The organism is Streptomyces sp. V4I8 (assembly GCF_041261225.1).
Lineage (GTDB): Bacteria > Actinomycetota > Actinomycetes > Streptomycetales > Streptomycetaceae > Streptomyces.
Genome location: NZ_JBGCCN010000001.1, coordinates 9,530,693 through 9,547,502, shown reverse-complemented (window position 1 = coordinate 9,547,502; position 16,810 = coordinate 9,530,693). Strand labels below are relative to the sequence as shown.

The 16,810-nt window shown below is 70.7% G+C and carries 12 protein-coding genes; 7 read left to right on the top strand and 5 right to left on the bottom strand.

Annotated features, from left to right (window positions below; translation table 11 throughout):
* The first annotated feature begins 103 nt into the window (after window positions 1–103).
* From ABIE67_RS43410 to ABIE67_RS43395, 4 genes are all read left to right on the top strand, one after another.
* Window positions 104–1,657 (top strand): cytosine permease, encoded by a 1,554-nt coding sequence (locus ABIE67_RS43410; protein ID WP_370267082.1) that lies wholly within the window; start codon window positions 104–106, stop codon window positions 1,655–1,657.
* Window positions 1,654–2,349, top strand: coding sequence for an alpha/beta fold hydrolase (locus tag ABIE67_RS43405; protein ID WP_370267081.1), 696 nt, complete (start codon window positions 1,654–1,656; stop codon window positions 2,347–2,349). The genes ABIE67_RS43410 and ABIE67_RS43405 overlap by 4 nt, the downstream gene beginning before the upstream one ends.
* 100 nt (window positions 2,350–2,449) lie before the next feature.
* Complete coding sequence (locus ABIE67_RS43400; RefSeq protein WP_370267080.1) at window positions 2,450–3,619, top strand: lactate 2-monooxygenase; 1,170 nt, start codon at window positions 2,450–2,452, stop codon at window positions 3,617–3,619.
* Window positions 3,616–4,611, top strand: a complete 996-nt coding sequence (locus ABIE67_RS43395; RefSeq protein WP_370267079.1) for a 2-hydroxyacid dehydrogenase — start codon at window positions 3,616–3,618, stop codon at window positions 4,609–4,611. The genes ABIE67_RS43400 and ABIE67_RS43395 overlap by 4 nt, the downstream gene beginning before the upstream one ends.
* Before the next feature lie 114 nt (window positions 4,612–4,725).
* On the opposite strand, the gene ABIE67_RS43390 is transcribed toward ABIE67_RS43395, so the two are convergent.
* The 3 genes from ABIE67_RS43390 to ABIE67_RS43380 form a co-directional block, all read right to left on the bottom strand.
* Window positions 4,726–6,354 (bottom strand): RICIN domain-containing protein, encoded by a 1,629-nt coding sequence (locus ABIE67_RS43390; RefSeq protein ID WP_370267078.1) that lies wholly within the window; start codon window positions 6,352–6,354, stop codon window positions 4,726–4,728.
* Window positions 6,355–6,852: 498 nt separating this feature from the next.
* On the bottom strand, window positions 6,853–7,230 hold the full coding sequence (locus tag ABIE67_RS43385) for a toxin Doc (protein ID WP_370267077.1): 378 nt from the start codon (window positions 7,228–7,230) through the stop codon (window positions 6,853–6,855).
* 3 nt (window positions 7,231–7,233) lie between these two features.
* A complete protein-coding gene (locus ABIE67_RS43380; protein ID WP_048578995.1) occupies window positions 7,234–7,479 on the bottom strand; it encodes a hypothetical protein in 246 nt (81 codons plus the stop codon).
* A 210-nt stretch (window positions 7,480–7,689) separates the two neighbouring features.
* Here ABIE67_RS43380 and sigJ point away from each other — a divergent pair, with 210 nt between their 5' ends.
* The 3 genes from sigJ to ABIE67_RS43365 all read left to right on the top strand — a co-directional run bounded on the left by sigJ (window position 7,690) and on the right by ABIE67_RS43365 (window position 11,047).
* Complete coding sequence (sigJ, locus tag ABIE67_RS43375) at window positions 7,690–8,616, top strand: RNA polymerase sigma factor SigJ (RefSeq protein WP_370267076.1); 927 nt, start codon at window positions 7,690–7,692, stop codon at window positions 8,614–8,616.
* Window positions 8,613–10,094 (top strand): cytochrome bc complex cytochrome b subunit, encoded by a 1,482-nt coding sequence (locus ABIE67_RS43370; RefSeq protein ID WP_370267075.1) that lies wholly within the window; start codon window positions 8,613–8,615, stop codon window positions 10,092–10,094. Before sigJ ends, ABIE67_RS43370 begins: the two co-directional genes overlap by 4 nt.
* A gap of 173 nt (window positions 10,095–10,267) precedes the next feature.
* Window positions 10,268–11,047 carry an acyl carrier protein gene (locus ABIE67_RS43365; RefSeq protein WP_370269522.1) on the top strand — a complete coding sequence of 260 codons (780 nt, stop codon included), beginning with the start codon at window positions 10,268–10,270 and terminating at the stop codon, window positions 11,045–11,047.
* A gap of 60 nt (window positions 11,048–11,107) precedes the next feature.
* Here ABIE67_RS43365 and ABIE67_RS43360 read toward each other — a convergent pair whose 3' ends face one another.
* Together ABIE67_RS43360 and ABIE67_RS43355 are read right to left on the bottom strand one after the other, a co-directional pair.
* A complete protein-coding gene (locus ABIE67_RS43360) occupies window positions 11,108–13,351 on the bottom strand; it encodes a glycoside hydrolase family 9 protein (protein WP_370267074.1) in 2,244 nt (747 codons plus the stop codon).
* Between the two features lie 231 nt (window positions 13,352–13,582).
* Window positions 13,583–16,690, bottom strand: coding sequence for a glycoside hydrolase family 2 TIM barrel-domain containing protein (locus ABIE67_RS43355; protein ID WP_370267073.1), 3,108 nt, complete (start codon window positions 16,688–16,690; stop codon window positions 13,583–13,585).
* Between the last annotated feature and the right edge of the window lie 120 nt (window positions 16,691–16,810).

Below are 16,810 nucleotides of genomic sequence, written 5' to 3'. Positions count from 1 at the left end.
CCGCGCCACAACGCGCTCCACCGCCCCGCCCACGCTGGAGCCCCCCTTGACCCCACAGTCCTCACCGCCCCCGCAGCCCGGACTCCCCTCCCCCGCTCCCTCCTTGACCGAGGTCGAGAGCCACGGCGTCGACCGCATCCCGGACGCCGAGCGCAGCGCGGGCCCGCTGGACCTGTTCCGCCTGGCCTTCGGCGGCGCCAACACCTTCTCCACCTGTGTCCTGGGCGCCTTCCCGATCCTGTTCGGCCTCTCGTTCTGGCAGGGCCTGGCGGCCACGCTCCTCGGAGTCGTCGCCGGCGCGCTGATCCTGTGCCCCATGGCGGTGTTCGGACCGGTCAACGGCACCAACAACGCCGTCTCGTCCTCCGCGCACCTCGGCGTGCACGGCCGCGTGGTCGGCTCGTTCCTCTCCCTCCTGACAGCCGTCGCGTTCTTCTCCCTCTCGGTGTGGAGCTCCGGCGACGCCCTGGTCGGCGGCGCGCACCGGCTCTTCGGCCTGACGCGCGGCAACCTGTCGTACGTCGTCGCGTACGCCTTGTTCGCCGGCCTGGTCCTCGCGGTGTGCGTGTACGGCTTCCGCTTCATGCTGTTCGTCAACAAGGTCGCCGTGCCGGCGGCGAGCGTGCTCTTCCTGATCGGCGTGATCGCCTTCGCCGGTGACTTCGACCCGTCGTACGCGGGCGTCTTCACGGACTCCGCGGACGCGGCGACCCGGTCGCTGTTCTGGCCGTCCTTCATCGGCGCGGCCCTGATCGTGCTGTCCAACCCCGTCTCCTTCGGGGCGTTCCTCGGCGACTGGTCGCGTTACATCCCGGCGAGCACCCCGCGCCGCAAGGTGATCGGCGCCGCCTTCCTGTCGCAGATCGCGACGCTGCTGCCGTTCCTCTTCGGCCTGGCGACCGCGAGCATCATCGCCACGAAGGTCCCGGAGTACGTCGATCCGGCGGCACCCGACTTCGTGGGCGGGCTGCTGGCGATCTCGCCCGGCTGGTACTTCCTGCCGGTGTGTCTGCTGGCGCTGATCGGCGGCATGGCGACGGGCACCACCGCGCTGTACGGGACCGGGCTCGACTTCTCCTCGGTGTTCCCACGGCTGTCGCGGGTGCAGGCGACGCTGCTGGTCGGCGCGTTGTCGATCGCGTTCATCTTCGTCGGGCGGTTCGGGCTGGACCTGGTGCAGTCGATCTCGACCTTCGCCACCATGATCATCACCTGCACCACGCCGTGGATGGTCGTGATGATGCTGGGCTACTGGACCCGACGCGGCTGGTACGACCCCGACGCCCTCCAGGTCTTCAACCGCCGTCAGCGCGGCGGCCGTTACTGGTTCGCGCACGGCTGGAACTGGCGGGGCATGACCGCCTGGTGGGTGGCGGCGCTGATCGGCGTGCTGTTCACCAACATCCCGGGCCAGTTCGTCGGGCCGCTGGGCGATCTCGCGGGCGGCGTCGACATCAGCCTGCCGTTGTCGCTGGTCATGGCGGCGGTCCTGTTCCTGGCGCTGCTGCGGCTGTTCCCCGAGCCTCGGGCGGTGTACGGGCCGCAGGGTGCGCGGCTGGTCCGTACCGTCGACGTTCCGGTGCCGGCGATCACCGGTCCCGGCGCGCACGCCGACGGCGAGGCGATGTCAGACCCGTCCGCTACGTTGCGGGCATGACCAACTTCGTACTGGTGGCAGGGGCATGGCTCGGGGCGTGGGCATGGGACGACGTGGCGGTCGAACTGCGCTCGACGGGGCACAGCGTCCATCCGCTGACGCTGTCCGGCCTCGCCGAGAAGCAGGCTGTGCCCGCCGGGCAGCAGACCCACGTCCAGGACATCGTCGGTGAGGTCGAGCGTCTCGATCTGGGTGACGTCGTCCTCGTCGGGCACAGCTACGCCGGCGTGCCTGTCGGACAGGCGGCCCTTCGGATCGGTGACCGGCTGCGGCATGTGGTGCTGGTCGACGCCAACGTCGCCGTCGACGGAGAGACCTTCCTGTCCGGCTGGCCGAGCGACGAGGTGCGGGCGGCGATCAAGGAGAACAACGGCGTCTGGCCGCCGATCACCGCGGCCGACTGCGCGGGCCAAGGGATGACGGACGGGCAGATCGCCCGTTTCGTCGACGGCTCGACGCCGCACCCGGGCGCCACCCTGACCGAACCGGCGGTCATGCCACGGCCGTTGAGCGAGCTGGCCGGCACCTACGTCAAGTGCCTTCTCGACGGCGACGAACCGTGGGGGGCCGCAGCCGAGCTCCTCAGGAGCGACCGCTGGGAGTTGGTGGACATGGACACCGGCCACTGGCCGATGTTCTCCCAGCCGCGCGAACTGGCACGCATCCTCCACGGGTCGACCACCGGAAGCTGATCCGTCCCGTCCTGCCCGCCCCTGGCCCTCCCACCCTGCCTACTGGTCGGTATGGTCGGCGCACTGCGCGTTCTCAGCGACGAGAGGCGGGATGCACGACATGGCGAAGCACTGGGCGGACTTCCAGTACGAGATCTATCTGAACGGGCTGTCGGGGACCGTGCCCCGGCTGCCCACCGATCTGACCCGGCTGGAGGAGCTGACCGAGCAGCGCCTCGGGCCCGGTCCCGTCGGCTATGTGGCGGGCAGTGCGGGCGACGGCAGTACCGCCCGCGCCAACCGGGCTGCGCTGCGCCGGCGCCGGATCGTGCCGCGCATGCTGCGGGACGTGCACGAACGTGATCTGTCCGTCGAGGTGTTGGGCCGCGCCCTGCCCGCCCCGCTGGCTCTCGCACCCGTCGGCGTGCTGTCGATCATGCACCCGGACGCCGAGTGCGCGGCCGCCCGGGCCGCGGCCGCGCAGGGCGTGCCCTTCACCCTCTCCTCAGCGTCCAGCACGCCCATGGAGCAGGTCGCGGAGGCGATGGGCGACGCCGAGCGCTGGTTCCAGCTGTACTGGCCGAAGGACCCGGAGGTGGGCCGGAGTTTCCTGAACCGGGCGAAGGCGGCCGGGTTCACCGCGCTGGTCGTCACCCTGGACACGCCGATGCTGGCCTGGCGGCCGCGCGATCTCGACCAGGCGTATCTGCCGTTCCTGCACGGCGTGGGCACCGCCAACCACTTCTCCGACCCGGCCTTCCAGGCGGGCCTGGCCAAGCCCGTGCATGAGGACCCGAACGCTGCCGTCATGCACTTCGTCGGCATGTTCTCGGACCCCGCCAAGACCTGGCCGGACCTTGAGTTCCTGCGGGAGAACTGGGACGGCCCGATCGTCCTCAAGGGCATCCTCCACCCGGACGACGCCCGCGCCGCCGCCGACGCCGGGATGGACGGGGTCGTCGTCTCCAACCACGGCGGCCGTCAGGTGGCCGGCTCCATCGGGGCGGCCGACGCTCTCCCCCGGGTGGTAGAGGCGGTCGGCGACCGGCTGACCGTGCTGTTCGACAGCGGCGTGCGCACCGGCGACGACATCTTCAAGGCCCTCGCGCTCGGCGCGCGGGCGGTGCTCGTCGGACGGCCGTACGCGTACGGGCTCGGCCTCGACGGACAGGCCGGCGTCGAACACGTCATCCGCTGCCTGCTCGCCGAACTCGACCTCACCCTCGCCCTGTCCGGGCACGCCACCCCCGCCACGATCGGCCCCGCCGACCTCATCGAGGAATCCGTATGACCGCCGCCGAGGCCACCGAGGCCATCAAGAACGTCCTCGCCGTCGTCTCCCCGCACGTGGGCGGCCGTGACATCGGCGCCGGTCTCGCCACGCTCTTCCCCGAGGGTGCGCGGGTCACCGTCGTCGAGGCGGCCGAGGAGGACCCAGCCGCCCTGCGCGCCGCGCACGTCGTCATCACCGCGCTCGCCCCGGTGACCGCCGAACACCTCGCCGCCGCACCGGAGTTGGAGCTGGTGCAGTGCGCCAGCCACGGCTTCGACTACGTCGACGCGGGTGTGGCGCGTGAGCGCGGAGTGCGGGTGTGCAACATCGGCTCCAGCGGCGCCGAGGCGCAGAACGTGGCCGAGCAGACCTTCGCCCTCATGCTCGCGCTGGCCAAGCAGCTCGTCCCCGCCCACACGGCGCTCGTCGAGGCAGACTGGGCACTCCCCCGGCTCCAGCACTCGCTGACCGAACTGTCCGGCAAGACACTCGGCATCGTGGGCCTGGGCCAGATCGGACAGCAAGTCGCCCGCCGCGCGGTCGCGTTCGACATGAACGTGGTCTACGCCGGCCGACGTCGGCTGCCACCGGAGACGGAGTCCCGGCTCGGCGATGCCCGCCACGTCCCGCTCGACGAACTCCTGCGCACCGCCGACTACGTCTCCCTGCACACCCCGCTCACCGACGAGACCCGGAACCTGCTGAACGCCGAGCGGCTGGCACTCCTCAAGCCGACGGCCTTCGTGATCAACACCGCGCGAGGCGCCCTGATCGACCAGGACGCCCTCGCGGACGCGCTGGAGAAGGGCGCCGTGGCCGGGGCGGGCATCGACGTGTTCGACCCCGAACCCCCCACCCCTGCCCTACGCCTCCTCCGCGCCCCGAACGTGGTGCTCTCCCCGCACATCGGCGGCGTCACCCGCGAGACCCTCGTCCGCATCGCCCTCGCCGCCGTCCAGAACGTGAGGGACTTCCTGGCGGACGGGACACCTCGGGACGTCGTGAACTAGGGGGTGTTTCGGCAGCACCGTGGAGGGGCGGGGCTGTGCTCGATATGCGGCTCCGCCGCGCGGGCGCGACCAGCCGCAACGGCGCCGCAGACGACCGACGCCCCCATCGCGGCACTACCCCCACGCCCCTCCACCAGGCGGAGCGCCCCGCACCGCCCGCGCCCCCGGCGTCCCGATTTCCGCGCTCGACAGCGGCCCCGGGCTCGCCGATGTCGCCCGGTCGGTCAGCCAGCGCTGTGTTGCGGAGCCGTCGCGGATCTTGACGACGATGTCGGCGCCCTCGGCCGCGGTGGTGGGCGCGAGGGCGAGTCGCTCGTTCCAGCGGGGCAGCAACTCGCCCCGCACGGTGAGGTCGTAGCGCACGTCGTCGGCGCGCTTGGAGTCGGCGTCGGCGCACTTGCCGAGGATCAGCACACCGGCGTCCACGTGGGAGTCCAGGCACAGGTCGGGGTCCGCCACACTGCCCAGCAGGCCGTCCTTCTTGTACGACCACCGCTGGGTGGCGTCGTCCGAGCACTCGGCCAGCTCGGTCCCCGCTCCGGCCTTCGGCTCGCCCCGGATGTCGAGGCACAGGTCGGCGTCGGCGTTGCGGAACCTGGTCTGGCGTGGGGCGTTGGGGAGTTGGGCCGTGCCGGGTGGTGAGGTGGACACCGCGGGGGACGACGGGGATCCGGTGCCGCCGCCGGTGGCGGAGGCCGCCGGGTCGACCCCGTCGTCGTCCGACAGCAGGCCCGCGGCGAGCATGATCGCGATCAGCCCGGCGGCAGCCACCCCGACCCCCGTGAGCAGCGTCCGGGAGGAGCGCGGTCCGCCGGGCGACCGGCGGATCTGCGCGGGGATCCGTGACAGGAGGTGACGCCGTCCGGCGCCGTGCCGGGCAGAGCCGCGTGCGCGTGATCCGGCGGACGGTGTACGGCCCGGTCTGGTGTCCAGATAGCGGCGCGCGCCCCAGCCGAGCACCGCCTCGGCGATGAGCACACCCAGCCCGCCCTCAAAATGACTCAGTTGTTCGGCGGCGTTACGGCAGTAGCGGCACTGCGTCAGATGCTGCTGGACATCCGGCAGCAAGGCCCCGCCCCGGCGAATCGGAACATCGAGGAGGCGGTTGTAGAACCGGCAATCCTTCGTCGGCGCGAGTTCCCGATGGGCATGTACACAACCTTCGCGGAATTTATCACGCGCTTGTTCGAGGGCGGCCGAGGCGGTGGCGGTATCCATGCCCAACAGACCGGCGGGCACGGTTAACGGCTCGGCCTCGACCTCCGTATGCCAGAGCAGACAGCGGGCAAGTCCCGGAAGCGCCTGGAATGACCGATCGGCGAGCCAGCGGTTTTCGGGCGTCATGGACTTCGCGGTACGCAGACCGCGGCCGCCGGCGGGTTTCCCCAGCTCCGGCAGAACGCCCGCTATTCGGTCGTCGGCCGACCACTGCCGGACCGCGTCCCGGACGGCCACGAGCAGCCGGGGCCGCAGCGCGGCGGCCGGTTCGCCCAGCGCCAGGCGGTCGAGGACCTGATGGAAGGCGGCGGCGGTGACCATGTCGGCAGCCGTCGCCGGGGACGCGAGGCAGATCTCCGCGTATGCGTGGACCGGTTGCCAGTGCCGCGCCATGAGCAGCGCGACGGACGGAGCGGCCTCGCCGTCCGGACGGCCCCGCAACCGGGCGGCGAGACCTTCGTCGGATTCCTCCGGAACCCCGCCGGGCGGGGGGAAAGGGGGGCGAGGGGGGTGGGGGGTGGGCACTGAACGGATTCCTTCCCACGCGCAAGACACAGAAGTTCCGATCACCGAAAAGGGACCGGTCGACTTGGTGTGTACCTCTTCGGCACGAGCGCGGGGAGCGAGAATTCACCAACGCCCATCCGACCCGGTTCCCCGGAACGCATGAGCCCGGCCTTTTCCACCCCCCACGGGTAGTTCACCCTTGCACAGCACACGGATGGCCAACAAGGCACTCGGGTAACATCCGCACCTTTGAAAGGAAGTCAGATACGGCGGCAACTCGCCACACCCGCGCGAGCTTTCACCATTCCATGCGCCCCGTGTGAAACGCACGCACACGCCGGAGCACCCCGCACGCTCCCCGGCGGGCACGCCGGCGTAGTCCACTGGTGCCGGCCCTCTCGGAAGGCCCCGCGCGGAAACGGCGGCTCTCCCGCGCGTCATGGGCCGCCGACCCCGTTCCTCCCGCCCTCGGTCGGCGGCCCCCGGGCCCTAGGGGGTGTGCCGGTCCGGCAGGGCTCAGATCTGCCAGGAGCGCAGCCGGTCGGCCGCGCCGTACACGTCGATCTTGCCGGAGATCAGGTCACGGGCGAGGTCGACGAGGGCGCCGTAGGGCGGGTCGATGCCGACGCCGCTGACGAACATGTAGGCCACCGCGGACGCGCAGGCGAACCGGGCGTTGGCCGCGGGCAGCGGCTTGAGCAGGGCGAGGGTGTGCAGCAGCGCGGCGGCCCGCCAGGCCGGGTCGGAGTCGACGCCCAGGCGGGGCGGATCCACGCGATGGCGGGCGACGGCGGCGACCAAGGCGGAGAAGTCGTTGACCGTGGGCTGGTCCGGCAGGACCTCTTCGTGGCGCTGGAGCAGCCAGGGCACGTCGATATGGATGACGGGTGCCATCGGTCAGGCAGCCCGCCCCTCGCCCTTGGCGGACGGTTCGTCGTCGGGGAAGGCCGCCGCGAACTCGTCGGCGTGCGACGCGAAGAACCGGCGGAACGCCTCGGCGCCCTCCTGCAGGGCCCGGTGCCGAGCTATGTCGGCCGCCGCGGCCTCGCGCACGAGCGCCTTCATCGACGTACCGCGTTCCTTGGCGATCTGCCGCAGGTCCTCAAGCTCGCGGTCGCTGAACTCCACGTTGAGAGCTGGCATGGCTCTCACGGTACCGCTCGGGTACTTCCGCGTAAATACGCGCAGGTCAAGTGTGATGTACGTCGGTACCAGGAGGCCGCGGAGCGCTCTGCGCGGCGCGCTGCCGCACGTGCGTGGCCACCGAGACGTGGGTCACATTCAACCGTGGGATGTCACATTCCGACCCCCGGCGGACCTCGCAGTGGTGAGCGCGCACTGGGAGGCCCACGCATGTCCGACACCCCCGTACCCGTCACCGACGACGCGACCGGCGTCTTCGTCGAGCACCGCGAGCTGATGTTCGGCGTCGTCTACAACATGCTCGGCAGCGTCGCCGACACCGAGGACGTCCTGCAGGAGACGTGGCTGTCCTGGACGGCGCGAGGCGGGGGCGCGCCGCTCGACGGGGTCGGCAACCCGCGGGCCTACCTCGTGCGGATCGCGGTGAACCACGCGTTGACGCGGCGGGCCGCGATCAGCCGCCGCCGGGAGACGTACGTCGGCCCGTGGCTGCCCGAGCCGCTGGTCGCGGTCGACGAGGACGACGGCGCCGAGGACCCAGCCCTGCGCACCGAGTCCGTGTCGCTGGCGATGCTGGTCGTCCTGGAGTCGCTGTCGCCGCTGGAACGCGCGGTGTTCGTGTTGCACGAGGTGTTCGGTTACCCGCACACGGAGATCGCGGAGATCATCGACCGCAGCCCGGCGGCCGTACGGCAGCTGGCGCATCGCGCGCGGGGGCACGTACACGCGCGGCGGCCGCTGTACGAGGCGCATCCGCGGGTGCGGCGGGAGGCGACCGAGCGGTTCGTGCGGGCCGCGGTGGGCGGGGACATCGCCGCGCTGATGGAGGTCCTCGCGCCGGATGTCACGGTGTGGACGGACGGCGGCGGCAAGCGGAAGCCGGCGGCGCTGCGGCCCGTGCACGGACGGGACAAGGCGCTCCGGTTCTTCGGGTCGTACGGGAGGAAGGGTGGTGCGGGCAATCTGGAGCTGCGCTACCGGCGGGTCAACGGTGACGACGCGGTGGTGCTGTTCCAGGGCGGGGAGCCGTACGCCGTCCTGGTCCTGGACCTCACACCGGACGGTGACCGGGTGTCCGGTGTCTATGTCGTCAGCAACCCCGACAAGCTCACGCATGTGCGCCGGGAGGAGGCGTGAGCGCCCGGGAGCTGCCGGCCGGCCGGGGTGAGCGGGTCGCGGACTGGTTCGACGGGCGCCTGGGCATCCACTCCCTCGGCCGGAAGTATCTGCGCAAGGTCTTCCCGGACCACTGGTCCTTCCTGCTCGGCGAGATCTGCCTGTACAGCTTCGTCGTCCTGATCCTGACCGGTGTGTACCTCACCCTCTTCTTCCATCCCTCGATGAACGAGGTGACGTACCACGGCAGTTACCTCCCGCTCAACGGGGTGCGCATGTCCGAGGCGTACGCCTCCACGCTGGACATCAGCTTCGACGTGCGGGGCGGGCTGCTGATCCGGCAGCTGCACCACTGGGCGGCGCTGGTCTTCGTCGCCGGGATGCTCACGCACATGATGCGGCACTTCTTCACGGGGTCGTTCCGCAGGCCTCGGGAGATCAACTGGCTGTTCGGCTGGTCGCTGCTGTTCCTCGGCCTGTTCGAGGGCCTCTTCGGCTACTCGCTGCCGGACGACCTGCTGTCGGGGACGGGCCTGCGGTTCGTGAACGGCGCGCTGCTGTCCGTCCCGATCGTCGGGACGTATCTGTCGATGTTCCTGTTCGGCGGGGAATTCCCGGGCCATGACATCGTGGCCCGCTTCTACTCCCTGCACATCCTGGTGATCCCCGGCATCATGGCGGCGCTGGTAGTGGCGCACGTCCTGCTGGTCGTGTACCACAAGCACACGCAGTTCGCGGGCCCCGGCCGCACCGAACGCAACGTCGTCGGCGCCCCCTTCATGCCCGTCTACCTGGCGAAGGCCGGCGGCTTCTTCTTCCTGGTCTTCGGCGCGCTCACGCTCATGGCGGCGGTGGCTTCGATCAACCCGGTTTGGTCGTACGGCCCTTACCGCGCCGACCAGGTCTCCACCGGCGCCCAGCCCGACTGGTACCTGGGCTTCGCGGAGGGGCTGGTCCGCGTCATGCCGGGCTGGGAGATCACGCTGTGGGGCCACACGATCGTCCTCGGGGTGCTGATCCCGGTCCTGGTCTTCCCGTTGCTGCTGGTCTTCATCGGCGTGTATCCCTTCCTGGAGGCCCGGATCACGGGCGACAAGGGCGAGCACCACCTCCTCGACCGCCCCCGCAACCGCCCCGTCCGCACGGGGATCGGCGCGGCCTGGATCAGCCTCTATCTGATCCTCCTGGCGGGCGGCGGCAACGACATCGTGGCGACCAAGCTCCATCTGTCGATCAACGCGGTGACCTGGACGATCCGCATCGCGGCCCTCGTCGTCCCGGTGGCCGTGTTCGTCGTCACCCGCCGTATCTGCCTGGGACTCCAACTCCAGGACCGGGAGCGGGTGTCGCACGGCCGCGAGACGGGCCTGATCAAGCGGCTGCCGCACGGCGAGTACGTCGAGGTGCACGAGCCGCTGGACCAGTCCGCGCTGCACACCCTGACCGCCCACGAGCGGCCGGGCCGACTCGTGGAGCACGAGCCTCGGAGGAACCAGTAGGACCAGCAGGCGACCTCCCGCCGAACACCAGGTGCACGAGACATGCATTCCCGACATGCCCTACAACCGCCTTCAACCCCCGGTGATGTCCCGGGTGTCACACCCCATGCCGGCACCCCACCCACTGTCCCGGCACGACAACGGGCCTCATCACCAACGGAGTTCACGTGCGTATGCGCTCACCGGCCGCCCGATCCACCGCGGTCGCCGTCCTCACCCTGCTCACCGGCGCGCTGGTCGCACCGTCCGCCCACGCGGCGGACCGCGACTACACCATGACCCTCACCAGCTCCACCGCCACCACCGACTTCGACGACCGCACGGTCGACCTGACCGGGACCCTGACCCGGCCGGACGGGACGCCCGCCGCGGACACCCCGGTCCAGCTCGAACAGTCCGTCCTGTTCGACACCTGGAACCCGTGGGGCGACCCCATCGACCCGACCGAATGGGAGACCCGCGGCCTGGGCACCGTCCGCACGGACGCCGAGGGGCGGTTCACGCTCGACGACGTCCCGGCGGACCGCTGGGACGACCAGCCCAGTCCCTACCTCGCCCCCCGCCACGAAGTGCGGTTCCGCGCCATGTACGACACGGACCCCACCGACGGCCGGATGGCGTTCGCGGACACCACTGTCGCGGTCGAGCCCGTCGCCGGCTCCCTGAGCTACCGGGTCAGCAGGATCGTCGTACACCCCGGCGCCGGCCTCACCGTCACCGGCAAGGTCACCTGGCCCGCCGGGCACGGTCCGGTCGCCGGGACGCGGGTCTTCCTGCGGCAGTACTTCGAGAGCGAGTACAACGCGCAGACCACCACGGACGCCGACGGCAACTTCACCATCAACACCAGGATCCGGGCGTACGACCACGAGTTCGTGCTCTTCTCGGCCCCCAAGGACTACTACGTGGCGGGTGCGAGCAAGACGCTCCCGGTCAGGAACACGGGCCGGTAGCCGCAGCTGAAAGCCGCCGGGGGCCCGCCGCCGCACTCCACGACGGCGGGCCCCCGGTCCCTATCCCTGATCGGCCACGAAGGAGGCCATCCGGGTCAGGGCGGAGTTCCAGTTGATCGTGTGCTCGTTGGTCGACCAGGACTGGATGTCGTCGATGTAACAGAACTGGCCGACACAGCCCTGGAGTCTGCTCTGTGCGTAGGGGTCCTGGATGCTCGAGTTCGGTCCGCCGGCGAGCGTGCCGACCGGCGGGTTCGGCTGACTCGGGTCGAGCTGGTGGGCGTACCACCGGGCGTGCTGGTTACGGGCGTTGACCTCGCCGTAGCCGGTCACGTACGAGATGTTCAGCGCGTTGCGCCCGAGGAGGTAGTCCATGCTCTGCAGGGCGCCGTCACGGTACTTCGAGGCGCCCGAGATGTCGTACGCGGTGGCGACGACGACGGCGTTGTGGAGGATCTGGTGGTTGGATCCCCAGTCGTAGAGGTTGCCGTCGGGGGCGTACGGCATCCCGTACGGCTGTGCCTTCAGGGTGGCCAGGTAGCGGTCCGCGCCCTTGAGCACGGACTGGCGCACCTTGTCACGGCCGGGCAGCCCGCTCGGCACGGTCGCCAGGTCCAGCCGGGCCGCTGCCGCCGTCCTGGCCCAGTCGTAGCCGAGGGCGCCGAAGATGTCGGCCGTGTGGACCGGCGAGCCGAGGACGTGGTCCGCGAACTGCTTCTCGCCCGTGCTGAGATACAGCTCCGCCGCCGCCCAGTAGAACTCGTCGGTGACGTTGTTGTCGGCGTAGGCGCCGCCGCCGATGCCGTCGCTCTCGGAGGCGTACCGGGCGGGGTGCGCGAGCGCCGCCGCCCACGCCGTGCGGGCGGCACCCAGCGCCTTCGCCGCGAACTCCCGGTCGTACGGCTTGTACAGGCGCGCCGCCTGTGCCGCCGTGGCCGCCAGGTTCAGGGTCGCCGCGGTGGACGGCGGATGCAGTTCGCGCTTCTGCGGGTCGTCGCTCGGCAGCAGCGGCAGGCCCGTCCACTGCTCGTCGTGGATCTTGTGGTGCGCCATGCCGGCCAGCGGCTGCCCCGCGGGCACCTGCATCTTCAGCAGGAACTCCAGCTCCCAGCGGACCTCGTCGAGGATGTCCGGCACCTTGTTGCCGCTCTCCGGGATGGCGAGCGTGCCGTCGCGCAGCTTCTCCGGCTCCCCCGTGCGGGCCAGCGTCTCTCGCTCGTACGTGCTCAGCAGCTCCCACACCGAGATGCCGCCGTTGACGACGTACTTGCCGTGGTCGCCGGCGTCGTACCAGCCGCCGGTGACATCGAGCGTGTAGTCGCACACGCCCGGCTGGCAGGGCACCTTGCCGTCACCCTGGTTGGGTGCGACACCGACGTGTCCGGCGGGGCGCGCGTAGCCGGGCCGCAGATCATCGCGGATCGCGATGCCGCTGCGCTGCGTGTAGTAGTACTTCACGGCGTCCAGGCGCAGCCGCTCGTAGGCGGCCGTCCCGATGTCGAACGGACGGCTCACCTCCCCGTCGGCGACCAGCGTGAGGCCCTTGCCCTGCTTGCGGTACGCGCCGAAGTCGACGGAGTGGACGTTCTGCGCGGAGGAGGTGTCGGTGCCGCGCGGCACGGTCCAGCCGTGGGCGACCACGGCCCCGGACGCGTTCTTCAGCTGCCAGGGCAGCTTCTCGGTGGCGTCGGTGACCAGCGTGGCGTTCTTCGGCCCGGCGGGCAGATAGGCGACCTGGTTCACCCGCACCCGCGGCCCGGTGTCGGGCTCGTACACCTCGGGCGGGACGCCGCCCAGCAGCGAGACGTCGTCCATGCAGAAGCGCCACGCGTCCGCACCGCCGCCGAGCTGGAAGGCGACCTGGCCCTGCGGGGTGTCGACGGGCGAGGTGAAGGTATACGCGTACGAGTTGCCGGAGACGCTCAGCTCCGGTGTCACCTCGAAGTAGGTGTCGTAGGGGGCCGCCGACAGGCCGACGATCGCCCGCACGGCATGCCCCTCGGGCGTGCCGTTCGCGGTGAAGGAGAACCGGTACGACTCCCCCTTCACCAGGGCGATGCCGTTCTGGCCGACCGCCGCGTCCCAGGGGTTGGCGGTGCCGCCGGGCACGTCGGCGCAGAGCCGGCCGTCGGACAGGCCCGCGGTGACGTTGCTGCTCGTCCACCACGGGTCGGTGGTGGTGTCGAAGGTGCCGTTCTTGAGCTGCTCGACCTCTTCGGCGCCGGCCGGGGTGGTCGGGAGTGCGGTGAGGCCTGCGGCCAGCAGGGCCGTCAGGGTCAGCAAGGTGGTTCTGCGTCGTTTCACGTCTGGGCTCCTCGGGGGAGGGGCGGGTTACGCTCGGGGTGGGAGCGCTCCCAGAGGCGGACGCAGCCATGGTTGTTGGCGACATGACACTACGTCAACGGTCCGGGCGGCCGTATTCGGCTGCGGCGCCTTTGTGGCTGGTCGCGCCCACGCGGCGGTAGCCGCATATCGAAACAGCCCCGCGCCCCTTTGGGGGCGCGGCTGGACCCGGCGTCCGCACCGTGACGTGGCTCAGGTGGCCGGTGCCTCCAGCCTGCTGATGCGTATCGCCCCTCGGGACTCCCCCGGGTGGGCACTGGTAAGGGTCAGGCGCAGCCGGGAGCCGCGTACCGCGTCGAAGGTGACGATGGTCGGCGCGTCGGAGGCAGTGGCCCAGCCCACGGACGCGCCCTCTACCGGCACGTACCGTCGGCCGTCCCACACCTCGGCCACGACCGACGCGGGCAGCGTGTGCGTGGCGTCCACGGTGAAGGAGACCTCCGCCCGGTCGATGGTCCGCGCCCGTCCGAAGTCCACGGAGACCCAGTCCTCCACCCTGGCCCCGTCGAAGGCAGGGAGCAGGGCCGTGGCCGCCTTGAGGAAGCCGTTCGACCAGCCGGTGGCCGGGTCACCGTCGAGCATGGCGGCGGGGAGGGTATCGGGGCGGCCGGAGTAACTGGCGTCCGCATAGGGGTAGTTGGTCGGCGCCGGATGGTCCGGCTCGAACTCCGCGGCGGGGGTGAGCGCTGCCGAACGGGCGGGAGACGTCCGCACGGTCACGCTGCCCGTCCGCAGGCCCTCGGCCCGTGCGGTCACCTTCAGAGCACCCGCCTTCGTACCGGACCTCACGATCGCCAGCGCCTTGCCGCAGAAGGCCGTACGCGTACTGGCCTGGTAACGCTCGGCGCTCTCCTCCCGTCCGTTGTCGAGCCCGGCGAGGGAGCCGCCCGTCACCTCGAAGGAGATCAGGTTCTCGGCGTCGGGCACGACCACACCCCGGGCGTCGACGATCTCGGCGGTCACGAAGACCAGCGAACGGCCGTCGGCGGCAAGGGACTTGCGGTCGGCCGTGAGCCGTACGGCCTTCGGCGCACCGGCTGTGCGCAGTGCGTCGGTGGCGACCACCTTGCCGCCCCGGCGGGCCACCGCCTTCAACTCCCCCGGCCTGTAGGGGACTTCCCAGGTGAGGTGGAGTTTGCCCGCGCTGCCGTTCGGGCTGGTGTAGCTGCCGGGGCAGGGGCCGTCGGTGAAGGTCTTGTCGTCGCCGGTCGCCTCGGTGGTCTCCAGGTAGACGCGGCCGTCGACGGTCTTCTTGGTGTCGAAGGTCCGTGTACCGAGGGACTCTCCGTTGAGGAACAGCTCGACGGTGTCGACGTTGGAGTACGCCCACACCTCGACCGTGTCGCCCTCCCGGTGGTTCCAGGTCATCGGCAGCAGGTGGACCATCGGCTCGCCGACCCACTGGCTCCGGAACAGGTGGTACATGTCCTTCGGGAAGCCGGCGGTGTCGACGGCGCCGAAGAAGGACGCCTTGACGGGGAAGACGTCGTACGGCGTGGGCTCGCCGATGTAGTCGATGCCCGACCAGAGGAACTGCCCGGCGAACCACTTCCGGTCCCGGTCCTTCTTGTGCCCGTACTCGCCGCTCATGGTCCAGGAGGCGAGGTTGTTGTCGTACGACGAGGTCGACCGCTTGCCCGGGGTGTGGTTCTCGCCGGTGTTGAGGCGCTCGGGTTCCTGGTAGGCACCGCGGGTCGAGGTCTCGGAGGACGATTCCGACTCGAAGAGGAACAGGTGGGGATAGCGGGCGTGCAGGGCGTCCACCGACTTGGCGGTGTTGTAGTTGAGGCCGAGGCCGTCGAGCTTGGCCAGGATCAGGTCGCCGGGCGAGCCGGGGGCGGGGACGCTGCGGTGGCGGTGGGAGCCGATCACGACGGGGCGGGTGTCGTCGGAGGCCTTGATGGCGGCGATGAGCCGGTCGGCCATGGCCAGACCGGAGGTGGAGGTGAATTCGGAGACCTCGTTGCCGATCGACCACACGAGGACGGCCGGCGAGTTGCGGGCGGCCAGGACCATCTCGGTGATGTCCTTGTCGGCCCACTCGTCGAAGAAGCGCCCGTAGTCGTAGCGCGTCTTGGGCGAGCGCCAGCAGTCGAAGGCCTCCACCAGCATCACGATGCCCATCTCCTCGCAGACCTGGATCATCTCCGGCGAGGGCGGGTTGTGGGAGGTGCGGAAGGCGTTGACGCCCATCGACTTCATGATGGTCATCTGCCGCCGGATCGCGTCGACGCTGACGGCGGCGCCGAGGGCGCCCAGGTCGTGGTGGAGGTCGACGCCCTTGATCTTGCTGTGGACGCCGTTGAGGTGGAAGCCCTCGTCGGGGTCGAAGCGGAAGGTGCGGAAGCCGAAGGGCGTGCGGTAGGTGTCGGTCGTTCTGCCGCCGACACGCAGTTCGGTCTTCAGGGTGTAGCGGTGGTGCGGAGTCGCGAAGTCCCACAACTTGGGCCTGGGGGCCGTGAGTTCATGGGTCTCGGTCGCCCGGTCGGTGACGGGGACCGTGGAGGACGTACGGGCGACCGTACGGCCGTCGGGGTCGACGATCCGCGAGACGACCTCGACGTCCGTGCCGCCGCCGGAGGCGTTCACCACCGAGGTCCGGACCCGGACGACGCCCCGCTCCCCGGTGATCTCCGGGGTCGTGACATACGTACCCCAGCGCTCCACGTGCACCGGCTCGGTGACGACGAGACGGGCCTCGCGGTAGATGCCGCTGCCCGAGTACCAGCGGCTGCTGGGCAGGCGGTTCTGCACCTTGACCGCGAGCACGTTCTCGGTGCTGCCGTCGGTGTGCACGAGATCGGCGAGGTCGAAGGCGAAGCCTGTGTAGCCGTAGGGGTGGCGGCCGACCTCCTTGCCGTTGCAGTAGACGCAGGAGTCCATGTAGACGCCGTCGAACTCCACCGATATCCGCTTGCCCGTGAGGCCGGGCGGCAAGGTGAAGGCGAGGCGGTACCAGCCGAGGCCGCCGGGGAAGAAGCCCGTGCCGCTGGTGGTGCCGTGCTCGGTGGTCGGGGCGAACTCGATGCTCCAGTCGTGCGGCACCGCGACCTCGCGCCAGCCCGCGTCGTCGTGGCCGGGCTCGGCGGCATCGGCGTACCGCCCGGTCGGGTCGGTGATGCCGCCCGGGTTCACCAGGGCGAAGCGCCAGCCGTCGCGCAAGGGAACCGTGCGGCGGCCGGACGCGGCATCGGCCGCCCCGGCGCCCTCCGCGGCCCGTGCCGTCGGGGTGCTCAGCAGCGCTCCGGCCGTCGGGGCGGCCGTGGAGGCGAGCAGTAACGATCTTCGAGTGACTGTCATGGCGACTCTCCCTCATCAGGGCCCAGAAGTACTCACAACTGATCGTGAACAAACAGATTCTGACGGGGAGACGTCCGGAGCAGTCAAGAGTGCGCCCGATAGTTCGGGTACGGACGGGAC